Here is a 25660-nt window from a genome sequence, read left to right as displayed (position 1 = left end):
CAAAAAAGAGAGCTGTAATCTTTTTGATCAAGGTTGAGTGATTATTTTTAATTATGTAAGCGTTTTCAATTTTAGGGTAGTTCAGATTTTAAATTTCCATATACAGCCTATCAATATATTTTTATGTATAGCTTTATTCCCCTTTTTTTTACATAAAACCTATTGTCGTATGATTCCTATTTTTGTATATTTGACCTGTAGCTTAATTACTCGCCGAATGTATTAGCGAGTATTTTGCACGAACCTACGACATAAGAAATCGCTTTAAATAAGCATTTCCACAGTTCTCTCTTGTTCATCCCAAACTGGATACATATGAATCACTGACGATCATCTCGATGTTAGGTGAAAGATCGACGTGTGAAACAGAACGTATTCCTCCAAAGAAGAATAGAGTAGAACTGCGTGTTTTTAAGTAAATATTTACAAAAATATTACTTAAAATGTAGGTTATCTAGTTGGGGTTGTCACATTTGGTCTTGAAAGATAAGAGGAGGAATCGTAAAAATGGCTCACACGAAAAAATCGAACAAATTGTACGCTGCTGCCGCTGCTCTCGCAGTCACGGCATCTGTCGTCGCACCGGTTGCTGCAGACGCAGCATCGAAGGTCACAATCAAGTCAATTTCTCCAATCCTGATGAAGCATGCAGGTGGTTCGAAATATGCGACAAAAAAATTAGTTTTACCAACAAAAGTTAAAGTCAAACTTTCGAACGGTAAATACTCGATGCGTACGGTCAAATGGAGTGGTTCAATCAAGTTCGAAAAGAAATACATCAATAAGTACCAAGTCCTTTACGGTAAAGTCGCTGGCACATCGAAAAAAGCGATCCTCAAAGTCGAACTTCAAAACTACCCGGTTGACGTCCTCGAACCAGAACTCGCACCAGTCGCAGTCGGCGAAAAAGTTGTGCTTCCTAGCACAATCAGTATCCGCTATAAATCAGGGATCATCGTCAAGCGTCCAATCAGCAAATTCAACATCAAAACACCGGATACATCAAAGCCGGGTAACTATAAAATCGCTTACTCGTATAAAGGAGCGAACTCTGTCGTAACGGGTTCAATCAAGTATGAAGTCAAAGCGATTGATATCTCGAACGTCATGGGAAGCGTCGATGATCAGACACTTTCTGTTAAGGCGGACGTCATGTACGCTTCAGCTGACGCGATGGCAGAACTCATGATTTACCCGGGTAAAGACATGTCTGCTACGCCAATCATTGAAAAAGGCATGCTCAAAGACGGGAAGTTCATGGCTTCAAAAGGTGGAATTCCTGAAGGAACACACAGCTACGTCGTTAAAGTCGGTGACATGAAGTCTCCAGCAATGGACTTCACAATCGCTAAGACGATGTTGTCTTCAGTCAAAGCAATGGGCAAAAAGAAAGTCATGGTATCATTCTCGCGCGCAGTCGACGAAGTCAAAGCAGATAACTTCAAAATCGCAGGTGGAACTGTCACTTCGGCGACAATCGGTGCTGACAAAAAATCAGCAATCCTCGAAGTATCTGGCCTAGATTACGATAAAGACTATACGCTTGAAGCAAAAGGAATCATGATCGGTGGCGTCGCACGTGACCTCGGATCAATGAGCTTCATGACGCAAGGTGTCGAAAACCTCTGGATGCTTGAAGTCATGCCGAAAGTGTCTTCAATCCTTGCGAACGGTTCAGACAACACGGAAGTGACGTTCTTGCTTAAAGATAAAGCAACAGGCGAAGTCGACATGAATGCGGACGATATCGTGCTGAAACTTTCGGCATCATTCGGTTCACTCGCAAAAGACCGCGTGACGATCCAAGACGGTAAAGCAACAGTCCTCCTCACATCTGAGTTCAGCAACACGGACCTCGAAGCAGCAATCGATGCGCAAATCATCGAGACCGTCAACGGTGAGTACAAAGACTTGATCGGTAAAGTCAGCGGGAAAGCAAAAGTGAAATTCAGTACGGTCGTGGTCACACCGACACCAATCGAGATGGTCAATATGCTTGCGGCTGAATCGAACCAGGCAGACCGGATCACGATTTTCCTTGATAAGGCATTATCACGTGAAATGCTGCTCAAATCGCTTGGTGGATTCATGGTCGAACAAGGCAATGACATGAAAAAGGTCATCGGAATCAAATCCGTACCGTCTAACCCGAAAGCGTTCGAACTGATCCTCGACCGTAAAGATTATCTCCAAGATAATGCGATCGTTAAAGTGACAGCGAATATTAAGAGCAGCACAGGTACGGAAGTAGAGTCAAAAGCAAGCTTCAAATTGACAGATGCACGTCAACCGGAAGTCACATCGGTCATGCCGATCGGCTTAAATAAACTCGAAGTGAAATTCTCTGAAGCGATTGCGGATGCGAATTTCAAAATTGATGGCCAATACGGAGATCAGTACTTTGATGTCGAATATCCTGACTTCGATAATGTAAATGGTGTGGACCAACGTGATACGGTCATTCTTACACTCAACGATGAAGACATGGGTGCAGATGCGTATCCTGGAACGAAAAAAGGATACTTCACTGCCGGAAAACATGCGCTCCAAGTTTGGGATTCAAAAGATTTCGCGGCATTGACGGATGATGCAAATGTCGGGACGACACAAAACCTTGATTTCACGGTAATGGCAGATACGGTCAAACCGACAGCAGGTGTTGTCGTCGAATCTCCTGAGCAGTTCCGTGTCATGTTCAGCAAACAGCTCAAAAACCTTGACCTTGCTGACGTTCAAGCATTACTTGGTACGAAAATGAAGCTCGAAAGTTATAACGCAGGAACGAAATCGTACGACGATCTCAGTCAGTATGCGGACATCACGTACTACAATGAAAAAACAGGCGAAGTCCTCGTCGAGCTCAATAAAGACTGGACGGAAATCTACGACACAGTCAATACGAAAGAAAACTACTACAACGGCAAGTTCAAAATCACACTCGAGAAAGATTCTGTGAAGGCATCGGCGAACGGTGAGAAGAATGACGCCTTGTCACTCGACCTCAACTATTCCGGTTCACCACTCAACTCACCAGATCTGAAGAGTGCGGAGATCACAGCCATCGACCGGATTGTCCTGTCGAATGACTTCTCAGTCATGATGAGCGAGCCAGTTAAGGTACGTGGTCTCGACCAAGCAGATACGCCGCTGATCAATGCGGACGGTATCGTGAACCCGCCGCAAACAACAGTTGAATTCATCGGTAAAAATAAAGATGGAAAAATTGTTACGGTCGATGGTGATGTCGTGAAGTATATGGATTCGACAGACATGAGTTTCCGTGTCAAAGCGAACGAAAGCCTCCAGGAGCTTGTAGACGAAAAAGGCTACGGGGAAGATTGGAAAGTCGTCGTAAAATCACTATCGGATGATGTCGGCAACACGGTTGCGACAGCGACACACGACTTCAAAATCATGAAGTCGGTCGTTACGCCGGGCGTATCGCCATTTGAAATTGAGAGTGTCGTAGCAAATAACCAGGATGAGATTTTGGTCACGTTCACGGAAGGTGTTCAATATGCGGGAATGTATGATGCCACTAGCACAGCCCAGTATACGCTGAACGGAAAAAATCTTCCGGTCGGGACACATATCTCGCTCGATGATTCGGATGGTGTGATTTCAAACGGTCTTGATATCGTCAAAATCAAAGTACCGGCTGGAACACTTCAAGCCGTATCAAATGTCATCACTGTCAATAAACAACTCCAGTCTTATGACAACTCTGTCTTAACGGGCGGGTACGAAAAAGCGATTCTTAGCGTCAACTGATCGAGTACAAAGAACTCCTTTATCCAGCAATGGATAGGGGAGTTTTTTTTGCTGAGTTCGTATCAAGGGAATCCGTGTGGTGGAATGGATAGAATCGTCACTTACGAAAGGGTGAGTGTGTCTATTGGTAAGGCATACATCTGATTGTTATGCGAAAATGCTCTTTTAATTTGAAATACTTGTAAAAAAAGATAGTGAAAAGCGATTATTTGATAGAGTTATTAAAAATTTCCAGTATACTTAATAGTAAGACTTACGACAGCTAAAGGAGTGAAAAAATGCAGAAATGGTTAATCGGACTGACGCTTGCTGGATTGCTCGGCAGCAGTCTGCCCGTTCAGACGGAAGCGGCGGGCACCGGAGCGAAAAAGCTGCCGAATCCGAGTGCGAAAACGCATAAAGGTTACCTCAAGGGGACGTTCGACTCAAAAGGAAAAGCCTTGTTTTACTTCGACTCGGCAAACTATATAAGCGCCGGGACCGACTTGAAGTTTGTGGCAGACGAATGGGAAAAGGTGACGGTCTATGAGACGCAGCGTGACTATCTCAAGCAACTCGTCTACCCAAGATATGACGCCGTCAGAGGAAAGTCGCTTGTCTTCCCGTTAAGTTGGCAGGGGCGGCAATACGTCGAGATTGAAGGACGGAAGAACACCGCCTTTACGGTACCGTTCAAGCTCGAACGGCGGCAACCGCTCCGTGAGGTCGTCAAGGCAACAAAAACGACCGGGCAGGCGACAAGTTTGATCGTCAAACTGCGGGCGACCGGGAGTACAAAACAGAGCCTGTCACAAAAAACAAAGGCGGTTGCGCGTGAGACAATTGACGCTGGGCTTCAGATCGAAAAGTTGACCTATGCATCTGTCACTGACGCCACGACCGCTAAAAAACAGCTGGCGAAACTAAAGAACGTCGCTTACGTCGAACTCGACCATCGGGTGCAGGGACTGGGGGTTGACCCGTTCAAACGATACCAGTGGTCGCTCGATAATACCGGACAACGCGGTGGCGTCAAAGGAGCCGACATCAACTACGATGCGATGAAAAAACGGATTGCTGGGAAAAAACAAACGACGACACGCGTCGCCGTCATCGACTCCGGGATTAACCCGACCTATGCCGATTTCGCCGGACGCGTCCGGATGGATCTCGGGTATGATTTCGTCAACCATCAAAAATACGCGATTGACGATCATGGCCACGGGACGCATGTCGCAGCAATCATCGCGGCGAACAGTGACAATACATACGGCATGTCCGGCATCAACGCAAAAGCTTCAATCATCCCGATTAAAGTCATGGGCGCGGACAACGCCGGGATGAACTCGGACATCGCGAAAGGCATCATCTACGCCGTCAAGAAAAAGGCGAAGGTCATCAACTTGAGCCTCGGCGGCTGGTTCTCATCACGAACGATTGAGGAAGCACTCGCCTATGCGAAAAAACATGATGTCCTCGTCGTCGCGGCGACCGGCAATGACGGCTTCAGTCTGCTGTCGTACCCGGCGCGGTCGGAGTATGTCTTATCAGTCGGCTCAACGAACCGGTTCGACCAAAAATCGAAGTTCTCGAACTACGGAGAAAAGCTTGATCTCGTCGCACCAGGACAGGACATCCCGAGCTATTTAAGTGACGGGGTGTCCGCCTTTTGGAGCGGGACATCGATGGCAGCGCCTCACGTCACCGGTGTCGCGAGTCTCCTTTATAGCTTAAAGCCGAACATCACGGCGAAGGAAGTTGAATCCATCTTAAAAAAATCAGCCCGTGATCTTGGGAAAAAAGGTTATGACACGTCGTACGGCTACGGTCGGCTCGATGCAGATAAAGCTGTCCGTTACATCAAATAACAAAAGAAGGTAGGAACTGAACATGAAAACAACATTCGCAAAACTCACACTCGCAGCACTAGTTGCCAGCTCGACATTAATCGCCGGGACGACAGAAGCGGCGACGACAACGGAAACGAAGGCGACGACGCAGTACAATGCCTTAAAACCGGGCATGACAATTACTCAAGCGGCGAAGGTCCTTTACGGGAAAGACTACAAAAAACAACTGACGAAAAAAGGCAGCTCGACCGTCTTAAAACAAAAAGCCGAGCTGACGAGTACGTCACAAGGGCAAAAGATGACAAGCTACTCGTTTTATAATAAAAAAGTACTTTCAGCTCAACCCGTCACATCACTGATCTTCATGACGAAGAAAAACGATTCGCTCTACCGCCTGACAGCGAAAGGAATCGACATATTCCGAGATACGACGACCGGTGTCCGTGAAAGTAAGATGAAACTCGCAAAAGGTCAAAAGATTAAAACAGGAATGACGGAAAAACAACTCGATGCAATTCTTTCCGGGAAAGGACTTGGAGAATGGACGGGACTTGAAACGACAGATATGACTTCAATCCAAAGCAAACAGGAGCTGGAGTTGGGGCTCGGAATCCAAGGTAAGTCGAAAACGTATGTCTTCCCGACGGCAACGAAAACGAAGAAACTTGTCATGCTTGATTACAATCCGAAGAAAAAAACATATGTCGTCTCTTGGCAGGAGTCATTATAAAAAGCAAAGGGCCGTGCGTAACGGCCTTTTTCATTATTTCCCGTTTTTGACAAATCAAGCATCTTTTTTTGTATACTCGACTGTAGGAGTTCTTTTATTGATCCGATAGTAATGAGAACTTATAGCTACATATCATACGTAAGGTAAAAGGAGAAATGATAGAGTGGAACGCGTCAAAAAGAAACGAAAAGTTAAAAAGCGGTGGACGCCGCTGAAAATCATGCTGTTGATTGCTTTGGTCCTCGTCGTCGGCATCGGCGGATTCATCGGTTATACATATTATCAAGTCGACCAGACAGTCAAAAAGATTCAGTCACCGGTCAAAAATACGGGCGACGCCGTCGTCGAAAAACAAAAACCGGTTTCGGTGCTGTTACTTGGGGTCGACCAACGCCCGGGCGAACGCGGACGCAGTGACTCGATCATGGTCATGACGCTGAATCCGACCCGGAACGAAAGTCGCCTTGTCAGCATCCCCCGTGATACGAAAGTTGATATCGTCGGCAAAGGGACGAACGATAAAATCAACCATGCCTATTCATTTGGTGGACCGGAGATGGCGATCAAGACGGTCGAAAACTTCCTTGATATTCCAATCAACTACTATGCGGAAATCAACATGGAAGGGTTTACGTCGCTTGTCGATGCCGTCGGTGGTGTGACGGTCAATAATGATTTAGACTTCAAAGTCGGCGACAAACACTTTGGTGTCGGAAAAATCAACCTCAATGGGGACGAAGCATTAAAGTACACACGGATGCGGTATGAAGATCCGCGCGGAGACTTCGGTCGCCAGATGCGTCAACGTGATGTCATCGGACAAGTCGTCTCGAAACTGTCATCAGACGTATCAATCAGTAAATTTAATGCAATCATGGATGTCGTCGGGGAAAATGCCCAGACGAACGTCTCGTTCAAACCGATGCGGACGCTCGCTTTTGACTACATGGATGCCTTTAAGAATCAGGAAAACTTAAAGCTTGAAGGAGCGGGTGGAAAAGAAGCGGATGGCATTTATTACTGGCATCCGACGGACGCATCGCTCGAACAGACAAAAACTGCATTACAGTATTCGTTAGGAATCGAATGATACAGAAAAAGGAGTGAGCCGACGTGGCTCACTCCTTTTGTTTAGAGATTTTGTTCGGCGAGACGGACGCGACTGAAGTCAGTCCCGTCTTTTGCGAACCGTTGCAGTCGGTACGAGTTACTCATGACGAGCGATGCCGTATCCGATTCGAGCTGGAGCGGTGCGAGTGTCGCGAGAGTGTCATTCGTGATATTCGTTTCCGACCAATCGATGGCGATGACCCGGTCATCGTATAACGTAAAGAAATGATTTCCATAAAACAGGTATGTGTTCAGTTCATCGGGATATGTGCGGTCGGGTTCGCCATATAAAGTATTCAACTCTTCGTCCGATTTGCCGATAAGGTCAATGAGGGTGCCCGTGACAAAACTTGTATCAAGATTATCGTTGACCCATGTCAGTAACGTTTCATCGGCAATGGCATCACCCTTGATTTTTTTTGTCGTATCTGCATTTTTGATATATCCTGTTACTCCGTCAGTCAGTTCGACTTTACTGATTGAGTCGGATGTCTCGAGGATCCGGTAGCCGTCACCGAAGTCGGCTTCGTACAATTCTTCCGTCAATGCTTCGTCACGGTAAATGTTACTGTTGCGTGTGTTGACGTAAAGGATGTTTGCTTCCGGTTCAGCTTTCGGCTGATCGTCTGCTTTTTGATCATCTTGGTCTTCCGTCGACTCTTCGACCGCAACCGGTTGTTCGACGGTCGCGTCAGGTGCAGACGATTTCGGACTTGCGAGATAGTTCGAGTAGACGTATGTTCCTCCGGCGCCAAGCAGGAAACAAAGAATCAATAGCGCGATCCAGCCCCAAGGGAATTTCCGTTTCGTACGTGGTGCAGCTGTCGGCTTCGTTTGGTGGCGGCGTGGTGCATCTGGTCGCTGCGTACGGGACAAGGACGACGGTGTTTCGGAGATATCTTGTTCGATTCGGTCTTCTTTCAGGATTGGTCGGGCGACGATGGCCCCATAAAAATCTGCCAAACTCTCATGGTGTTTCCCGGCTAAAAAGTTTTGCCATTCGTCTACCGTGACCGTGTCCTGCTTAAATGGGATGAGTGGTGCGTCTCCCGTCAGACGGATCATCGTATCGGTTAAGGATTCGGTCGAAGCGAGACTCGAACGGATGCGTTCATGAAGACGTGTGATCTCTTCCTCCGAGTGCGATGTATAGTATTGGAGTGCTTGCAGAGAGCGATGCATAAAAAATATTCCTCCTATGTAGATATCCGGTAATTCATGCAAAGGAAAGCATGTTAGTCTCTATTATACGCAAACTTTTTCAATAAACGTATGGTATTTCCTAAAATAATAGTAACCATTTCCCAATTTTTTGTTATACTGATTCCTAGTTGATAAAATAATCACTGCATTAGACAAATAAAGGAGAATAGTCACATCATGAATGAAACGATTAGCTTGCAAGAATTATTTTCAGTTTTACGGAAGTCGCTTTGGCGGATTCTCGCACTTACCATCGTCGCAGCCGTCATCGCTTTTGCCGTCAGTACGTTTTTGGTTAAACCGACGTACCAAGCTGGAACACAAATTCTCGTCACACCGAAAAAACAAGAGAACAATGTCATCGATGCGTCACAAGTCCAGTCGTCGGTCACACTCGTCAATACATACCGTGTCGTCATCAAGAGTCCAGCCATCTTAGAAAAAGTCCAAGCGGAAGTCGAAAATGCACCGGCGAGTGTTGATGCATTAAACAGTATGATTACCGTCGAAAGTGAACAAAACTCGCAGGTCATCAACGTCTCGGTTCAAAGTACGGACGCAGCACTCGCTTCAAACATCGCTAATTCAGTCGCAAACGTCTTCAGTGAAGATATCACTGACCTGATGAACGTCGATAACGTTAAAGTCTTGTCAGTCTCAGGTATTCCGACGTCACCGGTCAGCCCGAACATCATCTTGAATACAGCGATTGCAGCAGTCGTCGGTTTCTTACTTGGTGTCGGACTTGCCTTCTTACGTGAAGTTCTCGACCGCCGAATCCGGACAGAGGATCAAGTCCAACAAATTTTGGATCTCCCTGTCTTAGGCAGTATCCCGGATATCGACAGTAAAGTCTTTAAATCGTCAGCAAAGGCAACAAAACGAGAGGCGGCAAAACAATATGGCTAAGAAAAATAAAATGAATAAAGACGCACGGAACTTGATTACGGTCACACAACCGAAGTCACCAATCGCCGAGCAGTACCGGACGATCCGGACGAATATCGAGTTCATGGCCGTCGACGAAGCAATCCAAGTCATCCTCGTGACATCGGCCACACAAAGCGAAGGGAAATCGACGACGTCGTCAAACCTTGCCGTCACTTATGCCCAGCAAGGAAAAAAAGTCTTAATCGTTGATACCGATATGCGCCGTCCGACGGTACATTACACGTTTAAAGTCGCGAACGGTCTTGGTTTATCAAGTCTTTTGACACGGCAAGCAGAACTTGAAAAAGCAATTTTGCCAACGAAAGTCGACAACCTGTCAATTTTGACAGCTGGTCCAATCCCGCCGAACCCGGCAGAACTCTTGTCATCGCGGTCGATGGAGAATTTGATTTTACAACTTCGTGAAAAGTACGACGTAATCATTTTAGACGCACCACCATTACTGCAAGTCGCCGATAGCCGGATTACGTCGAAATTAACTGACGGCGTTGTCCTCGTCGTCGGCTGTACGACTTCTGACCGTCAACGTGTCTTGAAGGCAAAAGAACAGCTCGAACTGGCGGAAGCGAAGATTCTTGGCGTCGTCTTGAACCGTCGTGAACTGACGGACGATTCCGCATACCAATACTACTATTCTTATGAGTGAGGGGTTCAATCATGGTTGATTTGCACTGTCATCTCTTACCACTCGTCGATGATGGTCCGGCGAGCGTCGAACATACATTACAACTCGCAGAACAGGCTGTGGCGGAAGGGGTGTCGCAAATCATCGCGACACCACACCTCTACCACCCGCAGTTCGAGACGGAAGACGTCGACGTCCGGTTGACGGTCGCTGAACTAAATGTCTTACTCATGCAACGGGACATCCGTTTAAAGGTGTACCCGGGACACGAGATTCGTTTGACGGGTGATTTGATTGAAGAAATCAAAGCGGGAAAGGCGTTACCACTTGCTGACTCACGTTACTTACTGATTGAGTTTCCGTCGAGCGGGATTCCGTCCTATGCGCGGCAAGTCTTTGCTGAGTTGATCTCGGATGGCTACATCCCAATCATCGCCCACCCGGAAAAAAACAAAGCAATCATTCAAAACCCACAATTATTGTTCGAGTTGATTTCGAACGGAGCAATCAGTCAAGTCACATGCGCGAGTTTGATTGGCAAGTATGGTAAAGACGTCCAACGGTTCGCCGTCGCTTTACTTGAAAACGGTCTCGCCCATCTTGTCGCATCAGATGCCCATCATATCGAAAAACGCCCGTTCTACTGGGAGCAGTGCCGAAAGTACTTGGCGCAGGAATTGGAAGACTGGTTGTATGACGAAGTGTATGAAAACAATGAAGCGGTCTTACTAAATCAGCTTGTGACGATTAATCCACCAAGCCCGGTCGAGAAGAACTGGAAAGGGCAATGGGTCTAAGGTGATAGTAACCAGAAATAGATAAAGAGAGTGAAATAGCACTCTCTTTTTTCTATGTTAACGCTTACATTATTAAAATATGGAAAACTTTATGGAAGAAGAACCATTGATGTGTTATCTTAATTTACATAAAGAATGGAATTTTGATTATATTATGGTAATCGAAAATTACAGATAGGAGTTGATTTCATGAGCCGTGTAAAAAAGGCAGTCATTCCGGCAGCGGGTCTTGGGACACGCTTTTTACCCGCTACAAAAGCGATGCCGAAAGAAATGTTACCAATCGTCGATAAGCCGACGATTCAATATATTATCGAAGAAGCGATCGAATCGGGGATTGAAGATATTTTAATCATCACCGGTAAAGGGAAACGGGCGATTGAAGATCACTTCGATTCAGTACCGGAACTGGAAGCGAATTTAATCGCCAAAAACAAGTCAGAGTTACTGCATTTAGTCGAAGCGACAACAAACATCAATATCCACTTCATCCGTCAATCCAAACCAAAAGGTCTTGGCGATGCAATTCTTCAAGCAAAAGCCTTTATCGGCAATGAACCATTCGTCGTGATGCTTGGGGATGATATCGTCCAAGCAGACGTTCCGTGTACACGCCAGTTAATTGAACAGTACGACATCACAAACAGTTCGATTATCGGTGTCCAACCGGTGGCGGATAAAGACACACATCGCTACGGGATAGTTGATCCAAGCACCAGCATCTCAGAGAACTTACATAAGGTAAAATCATTTGTCGAAAAACCGTCGCCGGGAACGGCACCATCAAACTTAGCCATTTTAGGACGTTACTTATTAACACCGGAAATCTTTAAGTACCTCGAAACTCAAGAAGTCGGTTCAGGTGGCGAAATCCAGTTGACGGACGCGATTACTCGCCTCAACGAAATGCAACGGGTCTTTGCCTATGAATTTGATGGCAAACGCTATGACGTCGGGGAAAAACTTGGCTTCATCCAGACGACGCTCGAATTTGCGTTGAAACGTGACGACCTCGGAGATGATGTTGCGAAGATGATGGCAGACCTGCTCGCAGAGCGGGCAGCGAACCAATCACTCGTCTAACTATTGCCCGCGAAATATGAAGAGAAAGGAACTTCATAGATGAAATTTTATTATTATTATCGAACGCTGACGTTAGCCTGTATTGATGCAGTTGCGCTAATTGTCGCAATGAGCTTTGCATATTTTTTCCTGTATCCGAAGGAATTATTCTCATTGGTTGATACACAACTTTTATTACGTTCAGCTGTGTTATTCGCCGTATTATTCGTAACTGTCGCGTTCTTGATGAAGCTGTACCGTGTGAACTGGAAGTATGCCAGTATTCAAGAGGCATTAACGCTTTCTTTATCACTAGGGATCAGTTCAATTGGTTTGATGATTTATCAAAAATTTGTTTTTGGACAGATTTTAGAGCGGATTACGATTCTCAGCTTTTGTATCTCATTGTTGTTGCTTGGAGCAATCCGTGTTGCGCTTCGGCTACTCGGAATCGGTCAGCACTGGCGCAAATATGCGTTACCACGCCGGATGGTCAAGTCACGGAAACGTACACTCGTGATTGGTGCCGGTCGGGCCGGACGGTCACTCGTTCGTCAATTGTATGCGTCACCGTTCCATGAATTAAAACCGGTCGCGTTTGTCGATGACGATCCAAAAAACATGCATTTTATGATTCAAGGAATCGAAGTCGTTGGAACAACCGGCGATTTAGAAACAGTAATCGAAAAACACCGAATCGAAGCAATCGTCCTTGCGATTCCTTCGCTATCGCAGCAGCGCCGGATTGAACTGATCACGGAAGCAAAAACGTTATGTAAGGATGTCCAGACGTTACCGATGATTGAGGAACTCGTCACTGGGAAAGTCTCGGTCAATGCAATTCGTGATGTTTCAATTGAAGATCTACTCGGACGGGAAGCCGTCGAGCTTGATATCTCAGGTATTCGCTCAGAAATTGAAGGGCGGACAGTCCTTGTGACGGGAGCCGGCGGATCAATCGGCTCAGAGATTTGCCGGCAAATTGTACAGTTTAATCCTACGACGATTTTGTTGCTCGGTCACGGAGAAAACAGTATCTACCTGATTGAACGGGAGTTACGCGGATTACAGTTGCCGATTAACTTAATTCCAATCATTGCCGATGTCCAGGACCGTACACGTCTTGAAGAAGTATTTGAAATGCATAAACCAGACGTGGTTTTCCACGCAGCAGCCCATAAGCATGTGCCGTTAATGGAAGCCAATCCTTATGAATCAGTCAAAAATAACGTTTATGGAACAAAAAATGTTGCTGAAGTGGCTGATTTATTCCAAGCAGAACGATTTGTTATGATCTCAACGGATAAAGCCGTGAATCCAACAAACGTCATGGGCTCAACAAAACGCATCGCGGAAATGATTGTGCAAGATTTAGGACGCCGCAGTCAGACGAAGTTTGCTGTCGTCCGATTCGGAAATGTCCTCGGTAGTCGGGGATCGGTCATTCCACTCTTTAAGTCGCAAATTTTAGCCGGCGGACCAGTCACGGTAACCCATCCGGAGATGACACGTTTCTTCATGACGATTCCGGAAGCAAGCCGCCTTGTCATTCAAGCAGGGATTTTAGCAGACGGTGGCGAGGTATTTGTCCTTGATATGGGCGAGTCGGTTAAGATTGTTGACCTTGCGAAGAACATGATTGAACTGAGTGGGTTTACGGAAGATGAAATGCCGATTGTCTTCTCTGGGATTCGGCCTGGGGAAAAAATGTATGAAGAATTGCTAAAAGACGGCGAAGTGGATCCGGAAGCGATCTACCCGAAAATTTTTGTTGGCCGAACACGCCAAAAGGAACAAGTATCGGATATTTTAGCTCTCGTCAATCAACATAAAGAAACACCATTGCAGTTACGAAATGTCTTACTCGATATCGCGAATGATGTAGCTGTCCGTGAAAAAAATCTAATTTAAATGGTGAGGGAGGTTCTACAGTGAACTACATGTCAATCAAGCGTCGTCTTGGTTTTTCAATCGCACTTGTTGCTTGTGTCATATTGATTCCAGTCTTTGCCTTTATCATGGCAGCGATTAAGGTAGAATCGCGAGGACCAGTCTTCTTTAAACAAAAACGCGTTGGTTTAAATAAACATCATTTCAACATTTTAAAATTCCGAACGATGTACATTGAGACACCAAACGATACACCAACGCATTTACTTGCCGATCCGGACGTCTACATCACGCGAGTCGGTAAATTCTTGCGAAAAACGAGTTTAGATGAGTTACCACAGTTATTCAATATACTTAAAGGTGAGATGGCTTTTGTCGGACCTCGCCCCGCTTTATGGAATCAGTATGACTTAATCGACGAGCGAGATAAGTATAAAGCCAATGACACACTACCCGGACTAACAGGGTGGGCACAAATCAATGGGCGTGATGAATTGCCGATTGAAGTCAAAGCTAAACTTGATGGAGAATATATCAAGCGAATGGGACTCTTGATGGATGCACGCTGCTTCGTAGCGACTATCTTTAGTGTTCTAAAAAGTGAGGGAGTAGTTGAAGGTGGAACTGGAAAAGTTGCTTTAAAAGAAGTTGCAGCTAGCGAGATGGAAAAATAATGAAAAAAATTCTTGTGGTAGGAAAAAGTAGTTATGTTGGTGAAAAACTATATAGATATTTATTTAATAAAAAATGTGACTACTTAGTTGATGCTATTTCTTTAAGAAATTTAGATTTTAAAAAAAAGAATCTATCTAAATACGATACAGTAATTTATTTGGTAGGAATAGCTCATAAAAAAGAAACTAAATATAACAGAGAATTATATTATCAAATAAACTATAATCTGACTTGTGAGTTTGCAGAAGAATGTAAAAAGCAAAAAGTAAGAAGTTTTATATTTGTAAGTTCGATGAGCGTGTTTGGAAGTACTGAAGGAATGATTGACCAATTTACTAAGCTAAAGCCTAACACCCATTATGGAAAATCAAAACTACTTGCAGAAAATTATTTAATTGAGAAATTAAAAGATGATAACTTCAATGTAATTATTGTGCGTCCTCCAATGATTTATGGATTCAAATCTATAGGTAACTATAGTAAATTATCAATTTTATCTAAAAAAACACCGTTGTTTTTAAATATCAAAAATAAAAGAAGCATGATATATATTGAAAATTTAATTTTATATCTTGAAGAGATTATAAACCAGGAAAGTCCTAAAACATATTATCATCCTCAAAACAGCTATTATATGAATACTTCTTTAATTGTTAAAGAAATTGCCAACATTCATCATAAAAAAGTAATATTTATAAACTTAAACAAATATTTATTCTCCTTTCTTTTAAAAATTAATTTATGCAGGAAAATATTTGGTGATTTATATTATAGCCGTGATTTTTCTGAAGATAATAATATTAATTTTGTCGAAAAAGATTTTCTTACATCAATATACAGATCGGAGAAAGAATATTGAAAAAAGTGATGATACTATCAAATGATCATGCATATACGTATAATTTTCGAAAAGAAATCATTAAAGAACTAATTAAAAATGATTACGAAGTAAACCTAGTTTTACCATATGGCGAAAAAGTTGATCTACTAGTTGAAATGGGTTGCAAATTTCATGAAGTGAAATTGAATAGAAGAGGAAAAAATATATTCGAAGAGATAAAACTTCTTTTACAATACTACAAGATTATAAAAAAAGTGAATCCATCTGTTGTTTTAACATACACCCTTAAACCAAATTTGTATGGAAGTTTAATAAGTAGGTACTTAAAGATTAAGCATATAAACAATATAACTGGATTAGGGAGTGCTTTTATAAATAAAGGATGGATAAATAACCTTTTATTATCAATATATAAAGTCTCTTTGAAAAAATCAAATTTTGTATTTTGTCAGAATTCTAGTGATTTAAAATTTTTAAAGGATAATAAAATTATATCTGATAATGCAGTTCTTATTCCCGGATCAGGTGTAAATTTAAATGATTTTAAATTTTCTGAAATGGAATTTGATGAAAGTAATCAATTTAATTTTCTGTATATTGGACGAATAATGAAAGATAAAGGAATCGATGAATACCTTAAAGCAGCAGAGAAAATAAAGAAAACGAATAAGCATGTACAGTTCAATGTTTTAGGATATGTAGAACCATCTCAAAAAGAATATTTTAAGATATTAGAAAAGTATAGTGACGAAAAAGTCATTAATTATCTAGGGTATTCTAAAAATGTTAAAGAGATAATTAAAAAATCACATTGTATAATTCAGCCTTCTCATGGAGGAGAAGGAATCTCAAATGTGCTATTAGAGTCTGGAGCAATGGGGAGAATTTTAATTGCTTCAAATATTCCGGGATGTAAAGAAACAATAGATAACAATAAAAATGGATTCTTGTTCGAGAAAAAAAATGATAATGATTTAAGCAATGTTATTGAGCAGATTTTAAAGAAAAAAAAATATGAACTTCAATTAATGGGATTAAACTCTCATAACAAAATAAAAAAAGAATTTGATAGAAAAATAGTCGTGGCACATTACATGGAAAGAATAAATAAAATAACTTAAATTAGAAAAGAGGGAAAGCAATGAAAGGAATTATATTAGCTGGAGGTAGTGGTACAAGATTATATCCATTAACGACAGTAACTTCGAAACAATTACTCCCTATTTATGATAAACCAATGATTTTTTATTCTCTTTCAGTACTAATGTTTGCAGGGATAAAAGAAATTTTAATAATTTCTACACCCCAAGATACTGATGTATTTAAAAAACTATTAGGCGATGGTACTAACTTAGGAATTAGTATTGATTATAAAGTTCAAGTTGAGCCTAATGGTTTAGCAGAAGCATTCATAATAGGTGAAGAATTTATTGGTAATGATAACGTTACTCTTATACTTGGAGATAACATTTTCTTTGGCCAAGGATTCCCAAGTATTCTTCAAAATGCAGTTAAAAATAATGCAGGTGCTACGATTTTTGGCTATAAAGTAAAAGATCCAGAGCGGTTTGGGGTAGTAGAATTTGATAACGATTTTAAAGTAATGACTTTAGAAGAAAAACCAGATAATCCTAAATCAGATTTTGCCGTTACAGGATTATATATTTATGACAATGACGTAATAGATATTGCAAAAAATATAAAACCTTCTTCAAGAGGAGAATTAGAAATTACAGATATAAATAATGAATACTTGCTAAGAAAAAAACTTAAAGTTGAATTATTAGGCAGAGGTTTTGCATGGTTAGATACTGGAACACACGATTCTTTACTACAAGCATCACTATTTATTGAAACAATTGAGAAAAGGCAAGGATTTAAAGTCGCATGTATTGAAGAAGTTGCCTATAGAATGAACTTTATTTCAAGTGAAGAGCTATACTTATTAGCTACTTCATTGAAAAAAAGTGAATATAAAGATTATTTATTAGATATTTGTAATGAAAAAAAACTAATTTCTAAAGTGGGAGAATTATAAAATGAAACATGTATTAGTTACAGGTGGATTAGGTTTTATTGGATCAAATTTTATTGAGATGTTATTAAAAAAATATAGTGATTATATTATTGTTAATATAGATGCTTGTACGTATGCTGCTAATAGCTCAGCAATAAAATCTGAATTATACAAAGAAAATTATATTTTTGAAAAAGTTGATATTAGAAAGTCAGAAGAAATTGAAAAGATTTTTTCGAATTACGATATAAAACACGTTATTCATTTTGCTGCCGAATCTCACGTAGATAACTCAATAAATAATCCTCTGATTTTTGCTGAAACGAATGTTATCGGGACAATAAATTTATTGGAAGCGTGTAGAAAGAAAAATTCGTTTATAGATGGAGATTCTATTTTTTATCATATTTCGACGGATGAGGTTTATGGAACTCTTGAGAGTGAGGGTTATTTTACAGAACAAACCCCTTATGCACCTAATAGCCCTTACAGCGCAAGTAAAGCGAGTTCAGACTTTTTTGTAAGAAGCTATCACAGTACTTACAACATGAATGTTATCACAAGTAATTGTTCAAATAATTATGGACCTAATCAACATGATGAAAAACTAATTCCTACAATTATTAGAAAAGCAATTGCACAAGAGATGATTCCTATTTATGGAGATGGTAAAAACGTTAGAGACTGGCTTTATGTAGAAGATCATTGTAAAGCTATTGACCTAATATTCCATAATGGTGTTTTGGGAGAAACGTATCTAATTGGTGGAAGTAATGAAAAAACTAATTTAGAAGTTGCATATACTATATGTACATATTTAAATGAAATTTTGAATGATTCAATAGATTATAAACAATTAATCACAAATGTTACTGATAGAAAAGGTCACGATTTTAGATATGCTATTGATGCTAGTAAACTTATAAATAATTTAGATTGGAAACCGGATGAGACTTTTGAAACTGGTATTAAAAAAACTATAGACTGGTATTTAAATAAATACCATAAGGAGAGTAGTAATAGAAATGAAATTAACTGACTATAAGTTTAATAAGGTATCAGATAGTCGTGGAGAATTAATATCGATTGAAAATAATATGCTTAGTTTTGAAATGAAACGTGTATATTTACTAAAAAAATTAAAAACAGATTTACCAAGAGGATTTCATGCTCACAAAAAATTAAAACAAATTATTTTTTGTATACAAGGTGAATGTTCTTTAATACTAGACGATGGACAAACTAAATCTGAAATTTTATTGAATGATAATCAAAATGGAATATTGATTGATAGAATGATCTGGCACGAAATGTTAAACTTCACAGATGATTGTATTCTTATGGTATTAGCTGATGATGTTTATAATGAATCAGACTATATTCGAAATTATGAAGAATTTTTAAAGGAGTTGAAAAGTATTGAATCAAAAATTTTATAAACATCCAAATGCTATTGTTGAAAGTGAAAGCATAGGGAAGGATACTAGAATATGGGCTTTTTCTCATATTTTAGAAGGGGCGAAAATTGGAGAAGGATGCAATATATGTGATCATACTTTTGTAGAGAATGATGTAATCATAGGAAATAATGTTACGGTTAAATCAGGAGTATATATTTGGGATGGAGTAGAGTTAGGAGATCAGGTTTTTATTGGACCGAACGTTACATTTACAAACGATATTTCACCTAGATCAAAACAGTATCCTACAGAGTTCTTAAAAACAATCGTTTCCAAAGGTGCTTCTATAGGAGCTAATTCAACTGTAATTGCAGGAAACAAAATTGGAGAATATTCAATGATTGGAGCAGGATCCGTTGTTACTAAAGATATTCCTCCCAACACACTTTGGTATGGTAATCCAAGCACTTTTAAGGGTTATATATGCAACTGCGGAAATAAACTAAATCAAGAGAACTATTGCAAAGAATGTAATAAATTTTACGATTTTTTATAAAATCTATTTAAAGGTAGGAATAAATTAGACATGATTAAATTTTTAGATTTAAAGGTAACAAATGAAAAGTATAAAGAAGAGCTACTTAAAACATTTGAAAGTGTGCTGGATAGTGGTTGGTACATAATGGGAAATGAATTACTTGAATTTGAAAAAGAGTTCGCACAATATTGTGGTACCAAGTATTGTGTAGGCGTCGCGAATGGATTGGAGGCATTATCTTTAATTTTAAGAGCGTATGATATTGGTCCGGGAGATGAAGTAATTGTTCCAGCTAATACTTATATAGCATCTATTTTAGCAATATCTCAAAATGGTGCGAAACCAATTTTGGTTGAACCATCATTACTTACTTATAATATTGACGAAGAAAAAATAGAAGAAAAAATAACAGAAAGAACGAAAGCAATACTAGTTGTTCACTTATATGGAAAAGTTGCGAATATGGACATAATAAATAAAATCGCTAAAAATAATAAAATCAAAGTGATTGAAGATGGAGCACAAGCACATGGAGCGATGTTTAATAATCAGAAAGTAGGATCGCTTGGAGATGCTGCGGGCTTCAGTTTTTATCCTGGTAAAAACTTGGGGGCACTTGGGGATGGAGGAGCTGTAACTACTAATGATGCTGAACTATTTGAAAAAATAAAAATGCTAAGAAATTATGGATCTTCAAAAAAATACGAAAATAAGCTAAAAGGATTTAACAGTCGTTTAGATGAGATGCAAGCTGCATTTTTGCGTATAAAATTACGGGGATTAGATTTAGAAAATCAAAAAAGACAAGAAATTGCTTCTTATTATTTAAAAGAAATAAAAAATGCAGACATTATTGTTCCTATCAATAAAATAGAAAAAGAACACGTTTGGCATTTATTTGTTTTAATGGTGGAAAACAGAGATGATTTCCAAAAATATTTACTGGAAAATAAAATTGAAACAATGATTCACTATCCAATTCCGCCACATAAACAATTAGCGTATGAAGAATTAAATAAAGAAGAGTATAAAATAACCGAGAAAATTCACAAGAAAATAGTAAGTATTCCTCTAAATCCTAATTTATCAGAATTAGAAGTTTCCAAAATTGTTAATGTGATAAATAGGTATGAAAAATGATAGATTTAATAAAAAAAGTCTTTTTAAAAGTAAGCTTTGAATTAGCTACAATTAAAAAAGTGAAAAAAAAATCTTCTTATAGAATTCACTGTAAAACTAGAGTCAACGGAAAGGGATTAATCTATTTAGGTAAATCTAGTAGCCTTGGATATTATTTAGCCAGTAGTGTTAAAAGAGAGATATTGCTTCAAGCACGTAATATAGAATCGAAGATAGTTATAGGTGGAAATTCTACTATAGGTAATGGATCAGAGATTATAGCAATTAGCAATATAGAAATAGGGGAAAACTGTCTTTTAGGACCTAGAGTAATCATATATGATTCAGACTTTCATGGTGTAAATCCTACTAAGAGAAATAATCCAATTACAAAACCAGTATTCATTCATGATAATGTTTGGATTGGAACTGAAGCAATTATTTTAAAAGGAGTAACGATAGAACAAGACTCTGTAATAGGTGCGAGAACCGTTGTTACGAAAAATGTACCTAAAGGTTCTATTGTTTCCGGTAATCCAATGAGAATTATAGGTTCTGTATATGATTCTTGAACGGAGAATTTAAATTGATAAAATTACTTTTAATAGGCATGTTTATGTTTATCTCTATGATTGTTCCTAAAATTTATGGAGTAGATATTGAATTGTTTTTAGGCATACTTGTAGTTGTTTATTTAATATTATTTGAAAAAATAAAAATAAAATCGATACATTTTTATATGATGTTTCCTCTATTTATATTAGTTGTTATATCAGGGATAAATACTATTGTTTTAGAGGAACGTTATGCATTTTTTGCACTAATAAGAGTAGTACTATATTTAGTAATTACTCTTATAATATTAGACTCTACTCCAATTAAGACTTTGTGGAGGTACTCCTGTGTATTTATTTGTATAAATATATTAATAATTTATCTAGAGTATTTAAACATTCCATTTTTTAAAGATTTAATTAGAACAGTACATGAGTTTTTTTATACTACTAGAACAGTTGATTACAGAGCAAAAGGCTTGTTTCCAGGATACGCAAGTGCAGGATTATTTATGGGTGTATCTTCTATTTTTATATTGATAGGTTTAAAACTAAATGTGATAAAAGGAGAAAAGTACCTGTTACTAGCTATGTTTAGTTTTTTTGCGACAATTTTTACGAGTAGAACAGGAATGATTGTTTCATTTATAGGCATTATTATATTGATGTTTATAAATAAAAAAGAGAGTGTAAAAAAAATAAAAATAAAGAAGTTGTTTTCTTACGTTTTACTTACAGTATTTTCTGTTTTCTTGATAAAAAGTATTTTTGAGTTAGTTAACCCAGAAATGTTTAAAATTACATTGCTTAGAACATTTGAATTTTATTACAGCTATAAAAATGGATCCGGTATCACTACTAATAGTACAGAAGAATTAGTTAATACATACTCTATTCCAAATGACATTCATACATTTTTTATAGGAAATAATAAAGAACCTTGGATTACAAATGGTATTCAATCTGATGCTGGAATAATCCAAACACTTTATCAATATGGTGTATTAGGAACGTTACTATTTTATTTACCGGTAGCCATAGCAGTAATTTACTGTCTATATATCAATAAAAAGCAGTCATTTAGTCTTTTAATGCTTACAATGTTACTTGCATTCTCTGAATTTAAAGGTGGTTATATATATTCAAAGTTTATTTTTATTCTATATCTAATTATATTTGTAACGTTAATTAATTCAAAACAAAAAGAAATTGAAGGTAACAAAAATGTTGAAATTGATTAGTAATAATAGTCTTTTCAAAAAAGTATTTCATTATGTGAATTCAGGGATGATTAACATAATTTTTCTTTTTATCAGTGGTTTAATTGTGGCCAGAATTTACGGACCAGGCTTTTTAGGAAAGTTAAGCCTTTATACTGTTGTTTGTTCTATTATTGCTCATGCTGTTACTTTAGGAACTGGACAAGCATTTCTTATGGAAATTTCCAGTAAGTCATCTAAAATTTCTAATACGTTTAGTTCATTAATGTTTACATATGTTATAGGTGCTTCGTTATTAGGAATATTTTATGTTAAGTATAATCAAGATCTAGATGTTTTGCTATTTCTATTAGTTTTAATAGAAATAGCAATCATGAGAAACATTAAAGAAAAGTTAATTCAAGGTGTATTTAGAGTTGAAAATAACACAAACGCATTATATCTAGTTAATTTTTTATCTGGATTTGGAAAACTTCTCATAACTATAACGTGTGCAATATGGTTCTTTAATTATTATTATTTACAATTAGGATTTACCATTATTTCGATAATAGTGGTTTTAACAAGTTTATTTATCATTAAAAATTCATCTAAATTAAAATTTAGATTAAATTTCCTTGAGTTAAAAAATATTTATTTATCAGGAATTCCCTTCTTCATAACCACTCTATCTATTATTGGAAATGATTACGCAAGTACAATTATTTTAAGTAAATTTACTAATAATCATGATTTGGGACAATATTCTGCAGCTCTTAAAATCATTACTATGTTTTTACTAATATACGGACTTGTGTCTCAAGCAATATTTCCAGAAATAAGAAAAAATTATATTGATAATGATTACATTTTATTATCTAAAAATATAAAATCAAGCAAAAAAATATTACTTGGAAGTTCATTTTTAATAATAGTTTTATTTTTATGCTTTGGAAAATTTATAGTTAATGTATTATATGGTCAAGAATTTAAAGATTCGTATTTAATTATGACTATTTTGAGTTCGATGTTAGTCGGATCTGCTCTAAATATGATTTTATTTCCGCTACTTCAAGTAATGAATAAAAGAAAAATTGTTATTTATCTATCATTTTTTTGTGCAACTTTAAACATCTTGTTGAATTTTTTATTTATTTTGTTTTGGGGCGTGATAGGTGCAGCTATAGCATCGTCTTTGGCAATGATCATAGGAGGAATCATTACTAATATTATTGCTAGTAAACAATTAATAAAGTGGAGGATAAATAATGAATTTGAAAAAAAATGATCCCCTGATAAGTGCTATAGTACCTATTTATAATGGAAGCGATTATCTGAGAAAAACTTTACAATCAATTATTAATATTGATTATAAAAACTTAGAAATAATTTTAGTGAATGATGGGTCGATCGATGATTCTTTAAGTATAATTGAGAATTTTATACAAGAAAATCCTTCTAAAAAAATTGTAATGTACAATCAAAGCAATAAAGGACTAATGAAGGCTTTAAATAAAGGTATAGAACTTTCTGACGGTAAGTATATTATGGTATTAGGCCAGGATGATATAGTTAAAAAAGAACATTTGAGAGTTTTAGTTGATCACATAGAGTCATTAAAAAAAGACATTGGTCTTGCTTTTGTTAATGCAAAATATTTAGTGAACGAATCTATAACAGAAGAGTATATTAGGAAAAAAAAGAGCTTAAACAATATAAATACACTAGATTCAAAAAAGGTCTTTTTGAAACTTTCGAAATGGAATTTTATTGTTTCGACAGGTATATTAATTAATTCTAGAGTAATAAAAGATTTAGGAGGATTTGAAGAAAAATATATAAACAGAGGTGAATGGATAACTTGGCTTAAAATTTCTAAAACTTCGCCTATTACTTATTGTAATAAAGTAAATTCTTACTATAGAATTCATGATAATAATATTACTAACAGTATGTTCACTTCTGTTGGAATAAAAAAACAAATTTTGTATACATTGAACGTTCAAAAATATGCTTACAGTATAAGTACAAATAAAATAAGTTCAATGAATATATTAATTAAAAGTTTTTTGAAAAACATAATATATTATTTTTATAAAAAGTACTTTTCTCAAAAATCTAATTCGAGAGAAAGATTAAAAAAAAGAGGTATAAAATGAAAGAAAAAAATGTATTGATTATAGGTGAAATGAATAGTGAAAATATAGGTGATAAAGCTATATTTGAAGGATTGAAGCATAGTTTGTCTACTTCTAATGATAAGATTAAAATAAGTGAATTATCATTTTCTTCAGGACAAAAAAAAACAGATACACCTTCTATCCAACCCCAAAAAAGTAATATTGGGAAAATTATTTTGAAGAAAGTCATAAAAAAAAATTATAAAGTCTATTCTTTGTTTAATATGCTGAAAACATTCTCTTTTTATTATAAAAATAGAAATTTAGTTAAAAGTGAGTTTAGAAAAAGTGATTTGATCATAGTTGGTGGTGGTGCTTTATTACAAGACAACGCTATGACTTTCCCAGCAGCATTATATGTTTTAAGCATAATGTCTAAAAAGTTTTCAAAAAAAATTTCTGTTGTAGGGTGTAGTTCAGGTAATAAATTTTCGTGGCTTTCTAAAAAATTTATTAATAAATTTTTGCTTCAAACAGATCAATTGTATATGAGAGATCCTAAATCAGTCGAAATAATTTATAGAGAATTTAATATCTATTCTCAAATTATTCCGGATAATGCATTGAGATATAATATAGATCATATTTTATCTGATACAAAAAAAGATTTGAAAAATAAAAAATTATTAAAAATCGGAATTAATCTAATGACGTTCTCAAATCACGGTATTGGAAGAAATGAAAAATTTAAAAAAGAATATGAGAAAATAGTATTAGAATGTATTCAAATCATACTTAATTCTGAAAGGGAATCTGAAATACATTTATTTACAACAGGTGAAGATTCAGATTTAGAAATTATAAAAAAAATCAAATTAAATCATAATGATATAAAGTTGTTTGTACCTAAAGATTTAAGTGATTTGCTTGTATTTATTAATGGGTTAGATACAATGCTTAACACAAGATTGCATGCTTCTATTTTAGGTTTGTTATTAAAAAAACCTATTTCTTCAATAATATGGGATGAAAAAGTTAAAGGATTTTATGAACTATGTGGCTTGAGTGATAGATCTTTTAATATTAAAAAGGACTTTTCAGCAAATGATATTGTAAGAACAATTTTTGATTTTGAATCTTCAGATTCAAAATTTGAAAAGATAAAAGAAGACTTAGTAATCCATCATAAAAAAAATATTGAAGTAATTCTTTCAAATTTGGAGTGAAGA

23 protein-coding genes are annotated in these 25660 nt (G+C 37.7%); 22 read left to right on the top strand and 1 reads right to left on the bottom strand.

The window, feature by feature from the left end:
- Nucleotides 1-507: 507 nt before the first annotated feature.
- The 4 genes from KNQ04_RS03575 to KNQ04_RS03560 all read left to right on the top strand — a co-directional run bounded on the left by KNQ04_RS03575 (nt 508) and on the right by KNQ04_RS03560 (nt 7420).
- Complete coding sequence (locus KNQ04_RS03575) at nt 508-3771, top strand: hypothetical protein (protein WP_214847348.1); 3264 nt, start codon at nt 508-510, stop codon at nt 3769-3771.
- Nucleotides 3772-4049: 278 nt separating this feature from the next.
- Nucleotides 4050-5618, top strand: a complete 1569-nt coding sequence (locus KNQ04_RS03570) for a S8 family peptidase (protein ID WP_214847346.1) — start codon at nt 4050-4052, stop codon at nt 5616-5618.
- A gap of 22 nt (nt 5619-5640) precedes the next feature.
- Nucleotides 5641-6330 (top strand): hypothetical protein, encoded by a 690-nt coding sequence (locus KNQ04_RS03565; protein ID WP_214847345.1) that lies wholly within the window; start codon nt 5641-5643, stop codon nt 6328-6330.
- A 163-nt stretch (nt 6331-6493) separates the two neighbouring features.
- On the top strand, nt 6494-7420 hold the full coding sequence (locus KNQ04_RS03560; RefSeq protein WP_353049704.1) for an LCP family glycopolymer transferase: 927 nt from the start codon (nt 6494-6496) through the stop codon (nt 7418-7420).
- Nucleotides 7421-7461: 41 nt separating this feature from the next.
- Here the strand turns inward: KNQ04_RS03560 and KNQ04_RS03555 are convergent, their stop codons facing one another.
- The gene (locus KNQ04_RS03555) at nt 7462-8622 is read right to left on the bottom strand and encodes a hypothetical protein (RefSeq protein WP_214847344.1); all 1161 of its coding nucleotides are present in this window, start codon (nt 8620-8622) and stop codon (nt 7462-7464) included.
- A 198-nt stretch (nt 8623-8820) separates the two neighbouring features.
- Between KNQ04_RS03555 and KNQ04_RS03550 the strand changes: the two genes are divergently transcribed.
- The 18 genes from KNQ04_RS03550 to KNQ04_RS03465 all read left to right on the top strand — a co-directional run bounded on the left by KNQ04_RS03550 (nt 8821) and on the right by KNQ04_RS03465 (nt 25657).
- A complete protein-coding gene (locus KNQ04_RS03550; RefSeq protein WP_214847343.1) occupies nt 8821-9552 on the top strand; it encodes a YveK family protein in 732 nt (243 codons plus the stop codon).
- Nucleotides 9545-10240, top strand: coding sequence for a CpsD/CapB family tyrosine-protein kinase (locus KNQ04_RS03545; protein WP_214847342.1), 696 nt, complete (start codon nt 9545-9547; stop codon nt 10238-10240). The genes KNQ04_RS03550 and KNQ04_RS03545 overlap by 8 nt, the downstream gene beginning before the upstream one ends.
- 11 nt (nt 10241-10251) lie before the next feature.
- Entirely contained in the window at nt 10252-11016 is a 765-nt protein-coding gene (locus KNQ04_RS03540) for a tyrosine-protein phosphatase (protein ID WP_214847341.1), read from the top strand.
- Between the two features lie 189 nt (nt 11017-11205).
- Entirely contained in the window at nt 11206-12099 is an 894-nt protein-coding gene (galU, locus tag KNQ04_RS03535) for a UTP--glucose-1-phosphate uridylyltransferase GalU (RefSeq protein WP_214847340.1), read from the top strand.
- Nucleotides 12100-12138: 39 nt separating this feature from the next.
- Nucleotides 12139-13989: a nucleoside-diphosphate sugar epimerase/dehydratase gene (locus tag KNQ04_RS03530; RefSeq protein ID WP_214847338.1), complete on the top strand. Its 1851-nt coding sequence runs from the start codon at nt 12139-12141 to the stop codon at nt 13987-13989.
- Nucleotides 13990-14009: 20 nt separating this feature from the next.
- Complete coding sequence (locus tag KNQ04_RS03525) at nt 14010-14642, top strand: sugar transferase (protein ID WP_353049703.1); 633 nt, start codon at nt 14010-14012, stop codon at nt 14640-14642.
- Nucleotides 14642-15502 (top strand): NAD-dependent epimerase/dehydratase family protein, encoded by an 861-nt coding sequence (locus tag KNQ04_RS03520; RefSeq protein ID WP_214847336.1) that lies wholly within the window; start codon nt 14642-14644, stop codon nt 15500-15502. The genes KNQ04_RS03525 and KNQ04_RS03520 overlap by 1 nt, the downstream gene beginning before the upstream one ends.
- Before the next feature lie 5 nt (nt 15503-15507).
- Entirely contained in the window at nt 15508-16605 is a 1098-nt protein-coding gene (locus tag KNQ04_RS03515) for a glycosyltransferase family 4 protein (RefSeq protein WP_353049705.1), read from the top strand.
- 20 nt (nt 16606-16625) lie between these two features.
- Nucleotides 16626-17522 (top strand): glucose-1-phosphate thymidylyltransferase RfbA, encoded by an 897-nt coding sequence (gene rfbA / locus KNQ04_RS03510; RefSeq protein WP_214847334.1) that lies wholly within the window; start codon nt 16626-16628, stop codon nt 17520-17522.
- A gap of 1 nt (nt 17523) precedes the next feature.
- Nucleotides 17524-18540 carry a dTDP-glucose 4,6-dehydratase gene (gene rfbB, locus KNQ04_RS03505; RefSeq protein WP_214847332.1) on the top strand — a complete coding sequence of 339 codons (1017 nt, stop codon included), beginning with the start codon at nt 17524-17526 and terminating at the stop codon, nt 18538-18540.
- Nucleotides 18527-18940, top strand: coding sequence for a sugar 3,4-ketoisomerase (locus KNQ04_RS03500; RefSeq protein ID WP_214847330.1), 414 nt, complete (start codon nt 18527-18529; stop codon nt 18938-18940). Before rfbB ends, KNQ04_RS03500 begins: the two co-directional genes overlap by 14 nt.
- On the top strand, nt 18921-19457 hold the full coding sequence (locus KNQ04_RS03495; protein WP_214847328.1) for an acyltransferase: 537 nt from the start codon (nt 18921-18923) through the stop codon (nt 19455-19457). Before KNQ04_RS03500 ends, KNQ04_RS03495 begins: the two co-directional genes overlap by 20 nt.
- Nucleotides 19458-19487: 30 nt before the next feature.
- Nucleotides 19488-20579 carry a DegT/DnrJ/EryC1/StrS family aminotransferase gene (locus KNQ04_RS03490; protein ID WP_214847326.1) on the top strand — a complete coding sequence of 364 codons (1092 nt, stop codon included), beginning with the start codon at nt 19488-19490 and terminating at the stop codon, nt 20577-20579.
- Nucleotides 20576-21130, top strand: a complete 555-nt coding sequence (locus KNQ04_RS03485) for an acyltransferase (protein ID WP_214847324.1) — start codon at nt 20576-20578, stop codon at nt 21128-21130. The genes KNQ04_RS03490 and KNQ04_RS03485 overlap by 4 nt, the downstream gene beginning before the upstream one ends.
- 14 nt (nt 21131-21144) lie before the next feature.
- Nucleotides 21145-22353 carry an O-antigen polymerase gene (locus tag KNQ04_RS03480; RefSeq protein ID WP_214847322.1) on the top strand — a complete coding sequence of 403 codons (1209 nt, stop codon included), beginning with the start codon at nt 21145-21147 and terminating at the stop codon, nt 22351-22353.
- A complete protein-coding gene (locus KNQ04_RS03475) occupies nt 22337-23599 on the top strand; it encodes an oligosaccharide flippase family protein (protein ID WP_214847321.1) in 1263 nt (420 codons plus the stop codon). Before KNQ04_RS03480 ends, KNQ04_RS03475 begins: the two co-directional genes overlap by 17 nt.
- A complete protein-coding gene (locus KNQ04_RS03470; RefSeq protein ID WP_214847320.1) occupies nt 23580-24470 on the top strand; it encodes a glycosyltransferase family 2 protein in 891 nt (296 codons plus the stop codon). Before KNQ04_RS03475 ends, KNQ04_RS03470 begins: the two co-directional genes overlap by 20 nt.
- Complete coding sequence (locus KNQ04_RS03465) at nt 24467-25657, top strand: polysaccharide pyruvyl transferase family protein (protein ID WP_214847319.1); 1191 nt, start codon at nt 24467-24469, stop codon at nt 25655-25657. The genes KNQ04_RS03470 and KNQ04_RS03465 overlap by 4 nt, the downstream gene beginning before the upstream one ends.
- Nucleotides 25658-25660: the final 3 nt, after the last annotated feature.

This window comes from Exiguobacterium sp. s193, from assembly GCF_018618755.1.
Classification (GTDB): Bacteria; Bacillota; Bacilli; order Exiguobacteriales; family Exiguobacteriaceae; genus Exiguobacterium_A.
The sequence above is the reverse complement of the archived record's forward strand: the minus strand, read 5'-3'. Positions and strand labels throughout refer to the sequence as shown.

What these genes read in the sequence shown, in the direction of transcription:
- KNQ04_RS03575 (WP_214847348.1), top strand. Translation starts at nt 508, where the DNA reads ATGGCTCACACGAAAAAATCGAACAAATTGTACGCTGCTGCCGCTGCT.
- KNQ04_RS03570 (WP_214847346.1), top strand. Translation starts at nt 4,050, where the DNA reads ATGCAGAAATGGTTAATCGGACTGACGCTTGCTGGATTGCTCGGCAGC.
- KNQ04_RS03565 (WP_214847345.1), top strand. Translation starts at nt 5,641, where the DNA reads ATGAAAACAACATTCGCAAAACTCACACTCGCAGCACTAGTTGCCAGC.
- KNQ04_RS03555 (WP_214847344.1), bottom strand. Translation starts at nt 8,622, where the DNA reads ATGCATCGCTCTCTGCAAGCACTCCAATACTATACATCGCACTCGGAG.
- KNQ04_RS03550 (WP_214847343.1), top strand. Translation starts at nt 8,821, where the DNA reads ATGAATGAAACGATTAGCTTGCAAGAATTATTTTCAGTTTTACGGAAG.
- KNQ04_RS03545 (WP_214847342.1), top strand. Translation starts at nt 9,545, where the DNA reads ATGGCTAAGAAAAATAAAATGAATAAAGACGCACGGAACTTGATTACG.
- KNQ04_RS03540 (WP_214847341.1), top strand. Translation starts at nt 10,252, where the DNA reads ATGGTTGATTTGCACTGTCATCTCTTACCACTCGTCGATGATGGTCCG.
- galU (WP_214847340.1), top strand. Translation starts at nt 11,206, where the DNA reads ATGAGCCGTGTAAAAAAGGCAGTCATTCCGGCAGCGGGTCTTGGGACA.
- KNQ04_RS03530 (WP_214847338.1), top strand. Translation starts at nt 12,139, where the DNA reads ATGAAATTTTATTATTATTATCGAACGCTGACGTTAGCCTGTATTGAT.
- KNQ04_RS03520 (WP_214847336.1), top strand. Translation starts at nt 14,642, where the DNA reads ATGAAAAAAATTCTTGTGGTAGGAAAAAGTAGTTATGTTGGTGAAAAA.
- rfbA (WP_214847334.1), top strand. Translation starts at nt 16,626, where the DNA reads ATGAAAGGAATTATATTAGCTGGAGGTAGTGGTACAAGATTATATCCA.
- rfbB (WP_214847332.1), top strand. Translation starts at nt 17,524, where the DNA reads ATGAAACATGTATTAGTTACAGGTGGATTAGGTTTTATTGGATCAAAT.
- KNQ04_RS03500 (WP_214847330.1), top strand. Translation starts at nt 18,527, where the DNA reads ATGAAATTAACTGACTATAAGTTTAATAAGGTATCAGATAGTCGTGGA.
- KNQ04_RS03490 (WP_214847326.1), top strand. Translation starts at nt 19,488, where the DNA reads ATGATTAAATTTTTAGATTTAAAGGTAACAAATGAAAAGTATAAAGAA.
- KNQ04_RS03485 (WP_214847324.1), top strand. Translation starts at nt 20,576, where the DNA reads ATGATAGATTTAATAAAAAAAGTCTTTTTAAAAGTAAGCTTTGAATTA.
- KNQ04_RS03475 (WP_214847321.1), top strand. Translation starts at nt 22,337, where the DNA reads ATGTTGAAATTGATTAGTAATAATAGTCTTTTCAAAAAAGTATTTCAT.
- KNQ04_RS03470 (WP_214847320.1), top strand. Translation starts at nt 23,580, where the DNA reads ATGAATTTGAAAAAAAATGATCCCCTGATAAGTGCTATAGTACCTATT.
- KNQ04_RS03465 (WP_214847319.1), top strand. Translation starts at nt 24,467, where the DNA reads ATGAAAGAAAAAAATGTATTGATTATAGGTGAAATGAATAGTGAAAAT.